We start from the raw sequence: 15,471 nt of genomic DNA on the forward strand, positions 1-15,471 counted from the left end.
AATTAATTTTTGACCTCTTTTGTGGTTCAAATTTTTTTTAAAAAGGGCTCAAAACGTCTGGATTTTTTAAATAACTCGTGTCAATCAGGGTCTGCAGGAACGCCAAAACCTTGTTTTTTTGACGTACGTTCAGTACCAGGTTGGCAACATTGGGGTCCAGATTAGGGGCTTGTTTTACTTGTTGGGTGTAGTGGTCCATGACTTCATCGATGGTTTTGAATCTTCCATCATGCATATAAGGTGCTGTCAGATGCCAGTTGAAAAGGGTCGTGGCCTTGAATCGACCACTGTCCAAAGGTATTCCGGTAATGGCTCCTCTGCCCGGGTCCGGAAAATCTGATCCAAGCTTTGCAGGATCCAATCCATTGTTGAAATAATCACTGGACTGAAAGCTGGGAAAAGCATGACAGTGACCGCATTGAGCGTCTGGAAGGGAAGGGTTGGTATTAAAAAACATTTCCATCCCATCCTGTTCGTCCGGATCAAAGAAGGTTTTACCCTCCAACTGCTTGGCGTATCTGCTTTCTCCTCCGGTGATCAGGATTCTTTGAAACTGCGCCAATGCTTTAGCTGCCAATTCTTTCCTAATCTCAGACCGGTCACTGATTCCAAAAGCCTTTCGAAACATGGCTGGATACGCCGCATGTCTTTTCAATTTTTGCTCCACCTTGGGCCAGGATTCGTGCAATTCGATAGGATTCTCTACCGGCTCAAGGGCTTGAGTCTCTAAATCCGCACTGCGGCCATCCCAAAACAAACCCTTTGAAAAATAAGCCACATTCAGCAATGACATACTGCTGCGATGACCCATTTGACCTGTGACTCCTGTGCTGAATGCCTTCCCATCCGTAAAGGCAAATTCAGGGCGGTGGCAACTGGCGCATGACATACTCGAATCCGACGACAAAATAGGATCGTAAAACAAGTGTCGTCCGAGTTGGACCCCATCATAGGTCAAAGGATTGGCCGGATTGTCTGGTAAGGGATTGAAAAAAAAAGGGACTTTTACTTCGTAGGCCTTGGGTTCATACTGAATCCCCGTTAAGTCTCCTTCATTGGAATCTCCTCCACAGGAAATAACCACCAACATCCATGAAAAGAGAAAAAAAAGACGAGTTATGATCCCAAAACCCATTGCTCATTTTCTAAGGTAAGTACAAAAATGCAGACCTGAATCGATCCATAAAACGATTCATAAAATCACCTCCTTCATGTATAATCGGGTCCTGATAAATATTCACAAACTCAGATGAGCTGCCCAAAATTTTCTGATGGTCCATTTTGAATTCAATTTTAAATGTTGATCCATCCACAATATTCATCTGTACAGGAAATTCAATCAATTTGTACACCTCATCAAATCCTGAATGGTAGGCAAATTTTGCCTGCTGCGTTCCATTTTCCAATGTACCTTCTGTTTTAGAAAAAATATAAGAATCCCATCCGGCCCAATAGTGATCACCTTGACCCAACGGATTGGAACTTGCAAAATCCTTCGGTGTTTTTGCATTGAGACCGGCTGGCAACCCAACTCCAAATCGAATGGACTTGTAATTTCCCGGAGGTAGGTTTCCAAGATGAAGCTCCAAACCATCTTCAGCATTTTTGAGATTGAAGTGGTGATTCTGCAAATTGACAAACAAGGAGTTTTCTACATCGAGATCCAGCCAATTCCCATTTTGATCCTGAACAGCCAATTCACTCAGAAAAAATTCTGATTTGGTGATTGTAATCTTCGATCCATCAAAATAATCGTAAATCTGACCCATCACCAAAGGACTGTCTCCATAACTGCCTTTGATGACCATTTTTAATTGTCCTGATGGATCAATGGTACTACATGCCTGAATCCATACAGTCAAAACAAAAATCCACAATACCCAATTCTTCATCGATCTGTTTTGTTTTAAAACGCAGATCACTGAAACTTTGTTCTTCAAGCGAAGGCTTACTTTTTGGATTGAAGCTCCGCCAGATAATCTGACAGAATTTTACGGACAAGGTTCTTGACCTGAACCGAGAATTCTTTTTCAAGAATCCAATGGTAATAATTGCGATCCTCGTATAAGATTTTGGCCACAGGTTTGCCAATGTGTTTGCCAAAATTAAAGACAATTTCACCTGCTTCATTGTATCTCAACCTTTGTGTGGCGTCCAATATTTTTTGATCGTTGGTAAATTCATGCAATGCCTGGACATTGTTCTGAACAGGCTTCGAAATAATCTCACCACCTTCTTCTTCAAGATCAATGTCACGGTATTTCTCCAACTGTCCCTGCAATACCTCAATCGTCGCCTTGACATCTGCCATCGCATCATGGGCTTGTTGTATTTCTTTTCCACAATAAAACTGATATGCAGCACGTAAAGTGCGGGGTTCCATTTTGTAAAAAATTCTCTGCACGTCGATCAACCTGCGATTTTCTACATCAAATTCAATTCCGCATCTCGCAAATTCTTCCATTAGAATGGGTACATCAAATCGATTGGAATTGTATCCCGCCAGATCCGCATCACCAATAAAAGAAAAAATTTCTTCAGCCAGTTCTTCGAATTTGGGTTGATGGATTAAATCTTCAGGGGTGATACCGTGAATTTTGATGGACTCTTCAGAAATGGGAATGCCGGGATGGATCAAAAACATTTTTTCTTCCGGTGTATCTGATCCGGGCTTAAATTTAACCATGGCAATCTGGAGAATTCGGTCTCTCAGCACGTGCAAACCAGTGGTCTCAACATCAATAAATACAAGTTCTTTGGACAATTCAAATGTCATATTGGGATGATTAAGTCTGCAAAACTAAACGATTAATTCAGACAATAATTAGTTTTAATGATTGGTCTGCCAATCAATCCTCTCTTCATGGGTATATTCCTGTCCCCATCGATAAAAGCTAAAGACCATCCAAAACACCGCCAATCCAGGAAACAATAAAACCCACCACGCCGTTGGAAAATTTCTTGCACTGTGCATCATATTGCCCAGGCTGATTTCGCCAATCGGCAGACCCAAACCCAAAAATGTAAGGGTGGATTCTGAAAGTACAACACTGCCCAAAGACATGGCTGCCAGCGGAAACAGGGATTGTACCAAATACGGAATGAGGTGAATAAAAATAATTCTGCGATGGCTCAATCCCAAAGCTTTTAAAGATTCTACCCATTGCTTGGAACTCTCGCGAATCATCAAAAAGCGGGCGTATCTGGCCATGCTGACAGCAATAAAAAAACCAAACACAAAAACAATAAATACGGTATTGGGCGTGGTCACCCAATTGACCAAGAAAAGCAATAAAAACAGGGACGGAAAAGATTTTGTCAATCCAATTCCCGCACTCAGGTAAGAATCCGGATTCCAGTTGATTCGTTTTTTCAGATTCATTTTCAATTTTGCGATGGGCAGATAAAGCAAAAACAAGAATACCGGAACCCAAAGTGCTGGCCAAAATACCTGTTGGTGGTGTATCATCACAACAATTATCCATATACAAATCACAATGCCAATGATCCAAAACAAAAAAACCGGCAAAGAAGTATGAATACCTTCCTTGTGATAATAAGCCATGACCGCCGCAACAGGAATTCCTACCAAACAACCCAGGAGAACACTGCAAATGGCCAGGAATAGTGATTTTCGAAAGCCATACAGCAAGTTAGAACCAACGCTTCTACCCAAATCATAACTGCCCAATACATAAATAGGACCTTCAGACTTAAAAGATGGTTTTTGCCATGAATGCAACATGTTGGTTTGATATGGATCTGAGACAATGAGTGGCCAGATGGCCCAATCGTAAGGGATACTTTGCCACTTTAGGTCCCGCTCTGACAATGCAGTCTGCAACTCGGATCCCACAGGTGGATTTTGGCTCCAATAAAATACATACACCCGATCTTTGTAAGAACATAAAATGGGTCTCGGTCCAAGAATGCACTGGCTGCCCATCAAGATCAGAACAAAAAGATGGAGGGACAAACTCAACCAGGGTCTTTTTCTCCAGAATGTAATCCAGGAATGAAACAAGGCTCTGGCTTTCATCGAATGTCGAAAGGATAAGAAGGTGCTGACGAATTTATCGACTTGTTGTATCTTTGTAAGCAAACCATCACAACATGTATTTTTCGGAAAATATTCGTTTTCTGCGTCAAAAATACCAATTATCCCAACAAGAGGCAGCAGAACATCTCAACATTCCAAGAACCACTCTTGGAGATTATGAACGCGGTCACACAGAACCCAATATAGAAACTTTGTTGAAAATTGCGGACTTGTACCAGCTTTCTGTGGAATTGCTTATGAGATTTGATTTGACTGAAACGGGAGCAGATTATTCGGATAAGAAAGGTTTGCGTATCTTAAGCACCACCGTAGATTCCAGAGGCAGGTCCAATATCGAACTGGTCAGGACGAGGGCCCAGGCAGGATATTTGGAGTCTTTCGAGGACCCAGAATTCATTCGTGAGTTGCCCAAAATCCAATTGCCTGGTTTTAAATCTGGTATGTGGTGCAGGGCTTTTGAAATCAGCGGAGACAGCATGGCGCCGCTTCAATCGGGTAGTCTGGTTATTTGCAGTTATGTGGAAAAATTAAAAGAAATCAAATCCGGCGCAACTTATGTGCTGGTATCCCGCCAAAATGGTTTGGTGTATAAAAGGGTGTATCCAGATCATAAAACAAAAACCCTTTTGCTTAAATCGGATAACCCCATGTACCCTTCTGTCCGAATCGATATGGAAGACCTGACGGAAATATGGCATTATGAAGCACATCTCGCATTTGGAGATCTTTTGGAGGTTTTCCAGTCCTGGAACCAATACCAGCAACAGCTTGTATTGGACAAACTGGATGAGCTAAACTTAAATATCAAGCATTTAATGACAAAAAATCATTAATTTTGACCCATGGTGAAAAGCTTGACTTTTGTGGCTTTGATTTTGCTAGGCATTACAGCACTTTCCTCGCAAACCAGCTTAACAGATACAATATTACACGGAGGCCTGCTGAGAAATTACCGCCTATACCTCCCCAAGTCTTATTCACCATCAAAACCATCCGCGCTTTTGTTTAATCTGCATGGCTACACCTCCAATGCAATCCAACAAGAATTTTACGGCGACTTTAGACCCATCGCGGACACTGCAGGCTTCATCATCGTTCATCCCAATGGAACCACCGATCAAAATGGCAGCCAATATTGGAACTCAGGATTATTTCCGTCAAATGTGGATGATATTGGATTTCTTGAAGCACTGATCGATAGCCTGGATCGCAATTATCCCATAGACCGCAAAAGAGTCTTTTCAACCGGAATGTCCAATGGTGGATTTATGTCCCTGATGTTGGCCTGTCAGTCCAAAAAATTTAGAGCCGTTGCCTCCGTCACTGGGACCATGACAAAACTTGTGCAACAGGTTTGCCGACCCATAGACCCCATTCCTGTCATGTTGATTCATGGTACCGCTGATGCTGTCGTGCCTTATGCTGGAAATGTTGGACTCCTTTCTGTGCCAGAATTGTTGAATCATTTTGCCGATCTCTTTAAATGCGATAAAAGCAAAACACTGATACAGGATGTACCTAACCGCGCCCCCAATGATGGAACTACAGCAGAATGGCAAATCTATCAGTCCTGCTCAGATGGTCTGGAACATTTTAAAATCATCAATGGCGGACATACCTGGCCAGGATCGATCATCCCTTTACCAATGACCTGTCAGGATTTTAATGCCAGTGCAGAAATATGGAGATTTTTCAACCAAAGTTTGGTCAACAACAACACCGCACTTGAATCAGACCAAGAAGAACTTATCACTGCCCCTCATCCAGCTGATGATTGGTTAAGTATTAAATTGGTAAATCCGAAAGACCCCAAAATCCTAAAAATATTTGACCTCACGGGAAGACTTATTTACACATCCTCCAATCCTTCCAATGAATGGTCTGTTTATTCCGGAGATTGGCCTGCTTCCAATTATCTGATCAGGCTGGAATCTGCAAAAGGTTTTGCAGTAAAAAGCGTTTGGATTCAACACTAAAGTCAAATTCTATCCAGATTTAGCACCAGCCCGTTACTAAAATCCGGGTTATATTTGCATTTTTCAAAAGAGTACAATCCCCATTATGGATAAAATTAGAATCGGAATCAGCTGTGGAGACATCAATAGCATAAGCCTCGAAGTCATACTGAAGGCATTGTCAAAAGATGTTATATTAGAAAGTATGATACCCGTCATATACGGCAACATTAAAATCGTCTCTTACCACCGCAACATTGTTCATCTGGACAATATATCACTTTATGTACTCAACCCCGGAGAAAGACCCAAACCTGGAAAAATCAATATCATCAACAGCTGGAACGACCAGGTGACACTCAACCTGGGAAAAGCTTCAGTGGAAGGTGGTAAGTATGCCATGATGGCTTTGGACAATGCATTGGAAGATTTAAAAAATCAGCAAATCGACGCACTCGTTACAGGACCTGTGCACAAGCATAGTATGAAATTGGCTGGATTTGAATACAAAGGACATACGGACTATCTGGCAGAAAAAATGGGGGCCAAAAATCACATGATGATGATGATCAGCGATAAAATCAGAATGGGTTTGGTCACTGACCATATTCCCTTAAAGGATGTGGCTGCTAAAATCACCAAAGAAACTCTGTTGAAGAAAATCCAGATGATGGAACAAACACTGGTGCGTGATTTTGGCATAGAAAAGCCAAACATTGCAGTGCTGGGACTCAACCCCCACGCCGGCGAGGAAGGTATGTTGGGCAATGAAGAAGAGGAAATCATCCGACCCGCCATCATTGAATCCAAAAAATCGGGTGTGTTTGTAGCGGGGCCTTATCCTGCAGATGGCTTTTTTGGGACCAACCAATTTACCAAATTTGACGGCATTCTTGCCATGTACCATGATCAGGGACTCATACCTTTCAAATCCTTCAATTTTTACAGCGGAGTCAATTATACCGCAGGACTACCCTTTATCCGAACTTCTCCGGATCACGGAACTGCCTTTGAATTGGCTGGTAAAAATGAAGCCGATTTTAGGTCCATGTTTCACGCCATCATAGAAGCAAAAAATATAGTGGCCACCAGAAAAGGCTACCATGTAATGAGGGAAAATCCTTTGAAGAAAAAACCAAAAATATCTGAGGAGATCAGCAACAATTAATTTTAAATTTACTCTAATTTATCACACCTGTCCAAAATAAGTTTAAATTTGAAATGTGACCATTGATTTACAAGTGAATACTAATTTTGAACCGTTATTATAAAATTGAACCCCCATAACAGTTATTACAATTTAAAAAATTTCTTTTGTTTATCAAACTTCATGTATGTTACTTTCTTTTGGCCGTCAAAAGACGACTGAACGATCTGCGAAGCAGTTTTGAGCAGCTTGTCCCGCCATAGCGCATACGCGTCAACTTAATTAATAATAATTATTCGAAAAAATATTGTAATTACTTGTATTACAATATAATATAAAATTTTTATATATTTGCAAGGTCCTAAAAAATAGGAGCTCTTGGAATTTACCATAAAACTGCTAAATTATGTGTTCCGCAAGCTCCAAGTCAAAGAAACATAAAAATTGTGAAACTCCTTCCAAAATTTTTAAAAAGATACCATTTTTAAAATTGGCAAAGGCGACTGGCTTTTATTGTCGAAAAAGTAAAAAGTTGAATCCTAAATACCTGGTTATTGGATTTATCCAAATGATTGCTCAAGGAAATATCAGCTTTTCAAATTGGGCTTACCATATAAATTTGCTTAGTGGGAGTTTGGTATCAAAACAAGCATTGCATAAAAAAGTAAACCAAGCATTTGTAGAATACTGTTTAAGAGTTCTTCATCAGCTAATGATTAATATTATTTCAAAAGCGAAACAAGACAGTAAAATTATAAAAGGAACACTTTCGAAATTTAGAAATGTATATATACAGGATAGTACAACTGAAGTGGTCCAAGAAAATGGTACACAAATCTAACTTAAATTTGTGTTATGGATCAATCAAAGACAAACAATCGGAGGAGGAGGTACGATACCGAGTTTAAGCTTAATGCCATTCATTTGCTCGAATCCGGGAGGAACGCTAGCGAATTAGCTGATTCTCTTGGCGTTAGTAAGCAAATGCTTTACAATTGGCGTAGTCAAATCAGGATTACCAGGAATGCTTCCGTCCAGCCAGGAACAAATAATCCTTATACTGAACTTGAACAGCTCCGTAAGAAATTAAGGGATGTTGAAATGGAAAGGGATATTTTAAAAAAAGCCTTGAACATTTTCAGCCGGCAGACATGAAACCAAAAGCTGAATTTATCCAGAGTCTAAGCGGTGTGTATCCTACTAACAAGCTTTGCAAGATGATGAATATTCCAAGGAATACTTTGTATCATTTTATCCACAGGAGGGATTCTCCCACTAAACATTTGGGATTAAGAGACCGAATAAAATCCGTATTTGACTCTCATATGAATAGGTATGGAAGTCGTAGAATTAAAATGGAATTAGCCGTAAAATATTCAAAAAATGTTAGCCGCCATTTGATTCGCAAATGTATGAAGGAACAAAATTTGAAAGCAATCCAGCCAAAGAGTTTTGTTCCAAAAACAACTGATTCCACCGGGACCAAATTTCCTGCACCCAATTTACTTCTTGATTTTGGAAAGGCGCAAAAACCAAATGAAGTATGGGTTGGTGACATTACCTACATTCCTTTAAAGAATGGCCAATGGGCCTATCTTTCAACTTGGATTGATACTTATTTGCATAAAGTAGTGGGCTGGGATGTTCAGACTCATATGAGAAGCGAACTGGTTATTTCAGCCTTCAATAAAGCAAAACTGAAATGCATCCAAAATAAATTAAGTGTGATTGTCCATTCTGACCGAGGAACGCAGTACTCTAGTAAAGATTTCAAAAATGCCATTAAAGGAAATAGACAAAGTATGACTCGCAAAAACGAAGTTTATGACAACGCAATTGCCGAATCATTTTTCTCAAGGCTCAAATGCGAATGCATTAGAGGTACTGTATTTGATGATTTGGATCAATTAAGATTCACTCTGTTTGAATACATAGATGGCTATTACAACACAATCAGAAGGCATTCATCCATTCAATACTATACACCCTTAGAATTTGAAAATATTTATTATTCGAAAAATCAATTCACTCATTGCAACTAATATGGAAACAAAACATGACTTTGCATTTTTACCCTTAGACGAGGACCAAGCTTATTGCGGACAAAATGTCAAGAGTTCCGCCGACCTCTTTATTCTGTATTCTTCCGGCGGAACTCGACTTGCTCTTGACATTTTGGGAGCAATGCTTATCTTTGTCGCAGGGGTAAAATGTGTACTAATTTTATTTTTTAACTAAATTAGATCAGTGTCCCATTTATTGGTACCATGTCAAACATTCAAATTACCAGCAAGCTTGAGCTGGTGTTATCCAGGCACAATAGTTAAAGGGGCATTAACATCTCAGTTAAAAATTCAAACAATTTACGAACTAAAAAATAACTTATTTAAATACTTTAAAATAACATCATTTAGAGTCAATGACCAATCATGTACAAATGACATACTTTCTATTGCAAAACACAATGATCTTGTAATAAGAGACATGGGATATTTTAATCTATTATGTTTCAAAAAGTTAATAAATAAAGGTGTTTCCATTATAAGTAAAGTAAAATATGGAGTTGTTATGCTTGATGAAAAAACAGGCAAGCGGATTGATATTTTTAAACTAATGAAGGGAAAATCCAAAATTGAAAAATGGATATTCCTTGGAAAAGATGATAAAGTTAGAGTGCGATTATTAATAAATAGAGTACATCCCATTATAGCTAGTGAAAGAAAACGAAAAGCCAGCAAGGATCGAAATAATAAAATAAATCATAGTGATGATTACTATAAATATTTAAACTTTTCAATTTTAATCACAAATACAGAAAGTAACGATATTTCAATTGACCAAGCTTTCATTCTATATTCATTAAGATGGAGAATAGAAACTATATTTAAAAGCTGGAAGAGTTACAATAATTTGCAGAAAGTAATACCAACATATAATAAGTTATCAAAGGATAGAGTAGATTCAATTATAGTACTTTCTTTAATAAATATCGTAATACAACATAGAATGTACCAAGTGGCAATATTGTATAATAATAATCTTGGAAATGTGAACCAAATTAGTCTATTTAAATTTATAGACTATTTCAAAAAAGAAATCATTGATCTGCTTTCCAATCCAATAATAAACATCAAAAAATTAGTGGAAAATTGCAAATATGAAAAACGAAATGACCGTATAAACTATTTTAATAAACTGGCCCTCTAAGTTGACGCGTATGCGCCATAGCGGGAACAGCTCAAAAAGTGAAGGAGCCCCCGCCAATAAATTGGGGGCAAGGCGCAAGGGATAAAACAAAGATAGTTCGCTGTTTCAATTATCCGCTTTCGCGGTTCACTTCGCCATCGCACTGTCGTACGATGGTATCCTGCATGGCAGGATACTTCGCTACGATCTCCTCGCTCACCCAACTGCAGCTCTTTCGCTATGTGACTGACTGGTGTTCCCCATACGGGGAACATTGGAGTGACACAAAGTCACTCCAAAAGGAGGGAACCGTCCCTCAAAGGACGGCTTGGAGTGCGCCGCCTCGATGGGCTGTTCTTTTGTTTAGCTTCCCACAAGCGCTAACGCGTTCTTTCGCTTCTCGTGCTGTCGCACTCGACCACTCCTAAAGTCGTGGATCGCTCAATCACTGCGGAGCCCTAAGCCGCATTGAAATGCATGAAAACCATCATTATTCCTGATATTTTAATCTGAATAATGAGTAATATTAAGAGCCTTTTCGTCAGCGGCCCAAGAAGGACAGATTTTGGAAATAGCGCCTTATATTGTCGCTCCTTTAACTGAAACTAATATGATGCACCCATCAAACAAACTATCATAGTGAAATCATATTATGGAGCGGCAATATACAGCGCCCAAAATCTGTCCCATCAGAGAACCTTGCAAAATGAACCAAATAAAGATCAATAGAACCAAGGAAGATGCCGCCTTAGAAAAGGCTGCGTTTTTGGTACTCCGCTTTCGCGGCTCCTTCACTTAGAGTGCTGTCGCACTCTACCAAGCTTTTAGCTTGGATCGTTCAGTCGTGCGCGACAAAAAGTGGAAAAGCTGGTTTCTAAAAATTATTTTGGACAGGTGTGCTAATTTATAGTTCTTTACCTGGGCTAAAAAGATCAGGGAACTATAAATGATACCGGCTTTCTGTTGTTTTTCAAATCAAAAAAATAAACTCCGGATACTAAACTCAAGGGAAAATATTCTTCAGCAATTCCTGAGGTGGTTTTTTCAAATAGAACATTTGAGTTGATATCTATAATCCTAAAAGATAAAATACGCTCTGAAAGATTTCTAATCAGTAACCCATTTAATCGATAAATCACCTGCAACTCGGGCAATTTGTCCGATTGAACCAAGTCAGTACTTGAGCACAAGTTAGAGTAAACCCATTGATAAGCATCTGAAATAATAGAATTCCGGTTTGGGAAATCAATCGTATGCTCAATTCCCAAAAGCATGCTGTCTCTGACGCAGGCTCTGGTATTGCTTAAAAACTGTAAGGCGGGATAAAATCTGGTGTTGACCGCATCAAGACTGCCGTGTACTATATAGATATTTTTATTTTTCGCTCCTTCTTCCTTCCCACGCAGTTGATCCGTACCATCAATGGCAGCTCCTATTGGGATTAAACCATGGATCAAATCTGGTCTGGAAAGGCCATAAGAATAGACAGTTCTGCCTCCCCAGGAAAATCCAAGTGCAATCAGTTTGTCTGCATCGTAGGGATGCCAAAACATGACTGAATCCAAAAGTCTGGTGGTGAATGCTGTGTCAACTTCGTCATCAACTCTCCCATCGGCTCCACCATCCGGACAAATCAGCATCAGCTGATTGTGTTCAGCAAAAGTTACTAAAGTATCTCTCCAGCTTATGGCATTCCATCTGGCCGTATTTAGAGGGTGAAATGCAAGTACGGCTTTATAAGGATGTTGCTGTCCTGATGGAAGGTACAAGGAATATTTCTTTAGTACGTTCCTAAAAACAAACTGACCGTTAATTTTCTGCTGACCTTTGGATTCAATGATAAGGAAATGAGCACAAAAAACAAATATCAGAAATCTGGACATTTTAATATGGCTTATGATCTTGTAAAGATAATGATTGTCAGGCAATTTGTCTTAGCTTCATAAGGGCCATTTTCATCAAATTAGGATTTCCAAGCAATGCGTTGAATGAATTCCTGATTTCCAATTTAAATAATTTTTATTTGGCAAAGGGATATGCTTTCCTATGAAAATAGGAAGGAATGAACTGCCCGAGATACAAGATCTGGCTCTAAAATTGGAATTGAAATGAATAAATGAAAGAGAAAAAAAAGCCAAAGCTGTCAGGAGAAACGAGCGAGTAGGTTAAAAACACTCAATTATCATTCGTCTTAGGTTTGAGATTGGTTTATTTAGACTCTGACAACCCTGGCTACGCAAAGATAACGAGTCGGTTTCATATTTGTTTTTTATTTATATAACTTTTTTCTTTTTCCCTTTGTCTTTGTGTTGGTCTCCTTGTTAATTTGGAAAGGAATTCCGGGCTTTACCATGGGTCTGTGGAGGGGCAAAGGGGATTTTATTGCTACCGGATGGGTGGCTGTTGTGATCCTTGCTTCTGCTTCTATGTTTTTGATCGATTCAGCAATAATTTCTTCTTCTGCTTTCACCGGAACAAGCTGAGATTTTAATACCTCCTGATCCAATACGTATAGATTGTATTTTTCAATGGTCTGGATGATCTTGGCAGGGTAAGTAGGATCGGTTGCGTATCCGCATTTTTTCAATCCGTTGGCCCAGGCTACGTAATCGGTGATTTCCAAACTGAATAAAACATTGTAACGGGACCTGTTTCTCAAAAATTCCGAATGATCATAATAAGAATCTTCTGCACTCGGATACAGCCGAAAACAGGAATGCATCAAATTGCCTGATGAATCCCGATCATCATCTTTGTATAAATAGGTTTCCCCCTGCCAGCTGGATTTGCACTTGATCCCAAAGTGATTGTTGGCGTTTACTGCCAACTCGCTTCTCCCTGCCATGGACTCCAGGATTCCCTGAGCCATCTTGATGGAAGCCGGAATGCCGGAACGCTTCATTTCCACCATTGCGATGTCCTTAAACCGATCCATGTACTTCTCCTGTACTGTCACAGGACGGGTGCTGATCATCAGAAATCCTGTAAGCAACACCACCACCAAATAATTCAATTTTTTCATGATCACTCCGTATTGACACATATTCGGTTTTGGTGGTGCAAAAATAATACCAATTTTGAAATACACAAGGGGGTAGTAATATATTATTTATTATTTATCAGTGTTTTATGTGTGTAATATTTTTGTAATATTTGCATAAACGCATAAAAAATGAGGATTTAGCTTTGACTTCCAGGGAATTTGGGAGTGTTTTAAAGCATTGGTAAAATGGGATGTATAATTTGAACCAACCTACATAAGGGTAAATAAAGAAATAAATAGTGAGCTGTGGCTTGACCCTCTATTAAAAATTACTAATAAGTCCATCATTGAATAAAATGGTAAATTTAATTTTCGTGATGTTCTATTTTTGTATCGAAAAAATCCTGAACACAAAATCAAACCAACAGTGTTGATTTAAAGAAAAGTAAGAATTTTATATGCGTTTCTTGATGAAGCGAATTTAATACAAACATAATTGCAAACTCTATGATTATTAATTTTCATAATGAAATCTACATTGTAAAATAGTGCATTTCTGATCCACTCCCTTGGTTCCACTGACTCGATAAACCAATCGATGCTCTCCAGATATTCTCCTCGACCAAAATCCTTGTAAGCCAAATCTTAAAGGCTCTGGTTTACCTATGCCTTTGAACGGATCCTTTCTAATAGCTTTTATTAATTCCTTTATTTTTTGAGCTGATTCTTCATCATTTTCTATCCAATAAGAAAAATCTTCCCAAGCAATTGGTGTAAATTCAATATTCATGACTTTCGTTTCAGATCGTCATAAAACGTATGATTTGGTTTTGCCTTCATTCATCTGTTTGATGGACTCTTCGAGCCTTGATTGATTGGCTTTGGTTGAAAACAGATGCTCGGTCTCTTTAAGTGCATTGTATTCCTGTATAGACATGATTACAATGGAGTCTTCTTCTTTGTTTCTAGGCACAATAATAACTTCCATGGCATTGGAAACATAGTCAAAATACTCTTTCATACCTCTTCGAAGATTAGAAATGGAAATCACTTTCATTCTTTTCAATTTATGTACAAATGTACGTAAATTTGTACATAATATTGTACATATAAAGTATATATTTTTATAAACAGCTTTAATGGGGGTTCATTTTCAATTATAAACGAATTACTATAATATCTATGAATATTGGTCATTTGTTATTTTTTCTTACAGGTAATAGTCCCATTGAAATCCAAACCAATACAAAGGAAATTTGGCAAATTTAATAATATGCCAAAGCAACTCTTTAAAAATTTAATCACCAACTATAAGAATTATCATTTAAACAATTGAATCGGAACCCGATCAATTTTATAATCCACTCCATTGATATTCATCTTCGAAATTTCAGTAATATTTCCGCAACAGTTTGTATCGAAAGAATGGTATTGGGCCAAAAGGGTATCGACATCTGTGTTGTCCCATTTTATATACACATTTTCATGTATTTCAGGAAATAATTTAATGGATAAGATGCTGTCACTTATTGACGAGTCGTATTCTTTTAATGCGATAACATAGAATGTAGTATCCAGACCTAAGATCGAATAACATTTTATTCCCGATCTATTGTACACTCTGCCATCACCAAATATCAGATCACTACTGTCCCTCTGATCTTTAACAACCAGTTTTGCAAAATAATCATCGGATAGGCAATCCACATATCGGCAGCAGCCAGACAGAGTGAATAACACAATTATAGCCAGAAGAAACTTTAGTGGGTAAGGGATTTTAATAATTTTTTTTTGATTTTTCAATTTAAGATCTCCATTTAAATTTTACTAAAATGTGCGCCAGCCGCTAAAATACAAATATTGCCATAATAAAATCATGTATTCATTCATACAATTCACAACGCCAACTACTTTACCAATTTCAATCGCAAACGGTGATAGGTGAATGGCAAGGAAGTTAGCAGGTTTCTTAATTCTTGTACAGGTGTAGCAATAAAGTTAGTACGTGCGCTTACAGCTTGCCCCACACCAACTTCGTTGCTTTGTCCCCAACGCAGTTGGCGGGGGTGCACGGCCAGCTTGCTTGGTGGGGATTTCTTAAAACTGCGTCCAGGATAGGTTTTTGTGCGGCTCTCGCTGT

The 15,471-nt window shown here is 38.7% G+C and carries 16 protein-coding genes; 7 read left to right on the top strand and 9 right to left on the bottom strand.

The genetic code is table 11. The features are described 5' to 3' along the window. Nucleotides 1-37 precede the first annotated feature (37 nt). Genes IPM48_03785 through IPM48_03800 form a run of 4 tightly spaced genes read right to left on the bottom strand, consistent with a single transcriptional unit; the run spans nucleotide 38 to nucleotide 4,039 of the window. Entirely contained in the window at nucleotides 38-1,135 is a 1,098-nt protein-coding gene (locus IPM48_03785; GenBank protein ID MBK9270694.1) for a cytochrome C peroxidase, read from the bottom strand. A 10-nt stretch (nucleotides 1,136-1,145) separates the two neighbouring features. Continuing rightward, complete coding sequence (locus IPM48_03790) at nucleotides 1,146-1,892, bottom strand: hypothetical protein (GenBank protein ID MBK9270695.1); 747 nt, start codon at nucleotides 1,890-1,892, stop codon at nucleotides 1,146-1,148. 56 nt (nucleotides 1,893-1,948) lie between these two features. Beyond that, nucleotides 1,949-2,776 carry a 3'-5' exonuclease gene (locus IPM48_03795; protein ID MBK9270696.1) on the bottom strand — a complete coding sequence of 276 codons (828 nt, stop codon included), beginning with the start codon at nucleotides 2,774-2,776 and terminating at the stop codon, nucleotides 1,949-1,951. Between the two features lie 54 nt (nucleotides 2,777-2,830). Beyond that, nucleotides 2,831-4,039, bottom strand: coding sequence for an ABC transporter permease subunit (locus IPM48_03800; protein MBK9270697.1), 1,209 nt, complete (start codon nucleotides 4,037-4,039; stop codon nucleotides 2,831-2,833). 74 nt (nucleotides 4,040-4,113) lie between these two features. On the opposite strand from IPM48_03800, the gene IPM48_03805 reads away from it, so the two are divergent. The 7 genes from IPM48_03805 to IPM48_03835 all read left to right on the top strand — a co-directional run bounded on the left by IPM48_03805 (nucleotide 4,114) and on the right by IPM48_03835 (nucleotide 10,369). Continuing rightward, nucleotides 4,114-4,893: a helix-turn-helix domain-containing protein gene (locus IPM48_03805; protein MBK9270698.1), complete on the top strand. Its 780-nt coding sequence runs from the start codon at nucleotides 4,114-4,116 to the stop codon at nucleotides 4,891-4,893. 9 nt (nucleotides 4,894-4,902) lie between these two features. Then, the gene (locus tag IPM48_03810) at nucleotides 4,903-6,036 is read left to right on the top strand and encodes a prolyl oligopeptidase family serine peptidase (protein ID MBK9270699.1); all 1,134 of its coding nucleotides are present in this window, start codon (nucleotides 4,903-4,905) and stop codon (nucleotides 6,034-6,036) included. Between the two features lie 85 nt (nucleotides 6,037-6,121). Continuing rightward, complete coding sequence (gene pdxA / locus IPM48_03815) at nucleotides 6,122-7,183, top strand: 4-hydroxythreonine-4-phosphate dehydrogenase PdxA (protein MBK9270700.1); 1,062 nt, start codon at nucleotides 6,122-6,124, stop codon at nucleotides 7,181-7,183. A gap of 385 nt (nucleotides 7,184-7,568) precedes the next feature. Beyond that, nucleotides 7,569-8,003 carry a hypothetical protein gene (locus tag IPM48_03820; protein MBK9270701.1) on the top strand — a complete coding sequence of 145 codons (435 nt, stop codon included), beginning with the start codon at nucleotides 7,569-7,571 and terminating at the stop codon, nucleotides 8,001-8,003. A gap of 14 nt (nucleotides 8,004-8,017) precedes the next feature. Next, nucleotides 8,018-8,317 (top strand): transposase, encoded by a 300-nt coding sequence (locus IPM48_03825; GenBank protein MBK9270702.1) that lies wholly within the window; start codon nucleotides 8,018-8,020, stop codon nucleotides 8,315-8,317. Next, nucleotides 8,314-9,204 carry an IS3 family transposase gene (locus IPM48_03830; protein MBK9270703.1) on the top strand — a complete coding sequence of 297 codons (891 nt, stop codon included), beginning with the start codon at nucleotides 8,314-8,316 and terminating at the stop codon, nucleotides 9,202-9,204. Before IPM48_03825 ends, IPM48_03830 begins: the two co-directional genes overlap by 4 nt. Before the next feature lie 253 nt (nucleotides 9,205-9,457). Continuing rightward, nucleotides 9,458-10,369, top strand: a complete 912-nt coding sequence (locus tag IPM48_03835) for a transposase (protein MBK9270704.1) — start codon at nucleotides 9,458-9,460, stop codon at nucleotides 10,367-10,369. A 911-nt stretch (nucleotides 10,370-11,280) separates the two neighbouring features. On the opposite strand, the gene IPM48_03840 is transcribed toward IPM48_03835, so the two are convergent. The 5 genes from IPM48_03840 to IPM48_03860 form a co-directional block, all read right to left on the bottom strand. After that, entirely contained in the window at nucleotides 11,281-12,231 is a 951-nt protein-coding gene (locus IPM48_03840) for an alpha/beta hydrolase (protein ID MBK9270705.1), read from the bottom strand. 386 nt (nucleotides 12,232-12,617) lie between these two features. Further along, a complete protein-coding gene (locus IPM48_03845) occupies nucleotides 12,618-13,391 on the bottom strand; it encodes a glucosaminidase domain-containing protein (protein MBK9270706.1) in 774 nt (257 codons plus the stop codon). 454 nt (nucleotides 13,392-13,845) lie between these two features. Further along, the gene (locus IPM48_03850; GenBank protein ID MBK9270707.1) at nucleotides 13,846-14,121 is read right to left on the bottom strand and encodes a Txe/YoeB family addiction module toxin; all 276 of its coding nucleotides are present in this window, start codon (nucleotides 14,119-14,121) and stop codon (nucleotides 13,846-13,848) included. 18 nt (nucleotides 14,122-14,139) lie between these two features. Further along, nucleotides 14,140-14,388 (bottom strand): type II toxin-antitoxin system Phd/YefM family antitoxin, encoded by a 249-nt coding sequence (locus IPM48_03855; protein MBK9270708.1) that lies wholly within the window; start codon nucleotides 14,386-14,388, stop codon nucleotides 14,140-14,142. 263 nt (nucleotides 14,389-14,651) lie between these two features. Next, nucleotides 14,652-15,134 (bottom strand): hypothetical protein, encoded by a 483-nt coding sequence (locus IPM48_03860; protein MBK9270709.1) that lies wholly within the window; start codon nucleotides 15,132-15,134, stop codon nucleotides 14,652-14,654. Nucleotides 15,135-15,471: the final 337 nt, after the last annotated feature.

The organism is Saprospiraceae bacterium, from assembly GCA_016715965.1.
Classification (GTDB): Bacteria; Bacteroidota; Bacteroidia; order Chitinophagales; family Saprospiraceae; genus Vicinibacter.

Coding starts and splice junctions, on each gene's coding strand:
- IPM48_03785 (MBK9270694.1), bottom strand. CDS start 1,135: ATGGGTTTTGGGATCATAACTCGTCTTTTTTTTCTCTTTTCATGGATG.
- IPM48_03790 (MBK9270695.1), bottom strand. CDS start 1,892: ATGAAGAATTGGGTATTGTGGATTTTTGTTTTGACTGTATGGATTCAG.
- IPM48_03795 (MBK9270696.1), bottom strand. CDS start 2,776: ATGACATTTGAATTGTCCAAAGAACTTGTATTTATTGATGTTGAGACC.
- IPM48_03800 (MBK9270697.1), bottom strand. CDS start 4,039: ATGAAAGCCAGAGCCTTGTTTCATTCCTGGATTACATTCTGGAGAAAA.
- IPM48_03805 (MBK9270698.1), top strand. CDS start 4,114: ATGTATTTTTCGGAAAATATTCGTTTTCTGCGTCAAAAATACCAATTA.
- IPM48_03810 (MBK9270699.1), top strand. CDS start 4,903: ATGGTGAAAAGCTTGACTTTTGTGGCTTTGATTTTGCTAGGCATTACA.
- pdxA (MBK9270700.1), top strand. CDS start 6,122: ATGGATAAAATTAGAATCGGAATCAGCTGTGGAGACATCAATAGCATA.
- IPM48_03820 (MBK9270701.1), top strand. CDS start 7,569: ATGTGTTCCGCAAGCTCCAAGTCAAAGAAACATAAAAATTGTGAAACT.
- IPM48_03825 (MBK9270702.1), top strand. CDS start 8,018: ATGGATCAATCAAAGACAAACAATCGGAGGAGGAGGTACGATACCGAG.
- IPM48_03830 (MBK9270703.1), top strand. CDS start 8,314: ATGAAACCAAAAGCTGAATTTATCCAGAGTCTAAGCGGTGTGTATCCT.
- IPM48_03840 (MBK9270705.1), bottom strand. CDS start 12,231: ATGTCCAGATTTCTGATATTTGTTTTTTGTGCTCATTTCCTTATCATT.
- IPM48_03845 (MBK9270706.1), bottom strand. CDS start 13,391: ATGTGTCAATACGGAGTGATCATGAAAAAATTGAATTATTTGGTGGTG.
- IPM48_03850 (MBK9270707.1), bottom strand. CDS start 14,121: ATGAATATTGAATTTACACCAATTGCTTGGGAAGATTTTTCTTATTGG.
- IPM48_03855 (MBK9270708.1), bottom strand. CDS start 14,388: ATGAAAGTGATTTCCATTTCTAATCTTCGAAGAGGTATGAAAGAGTAT.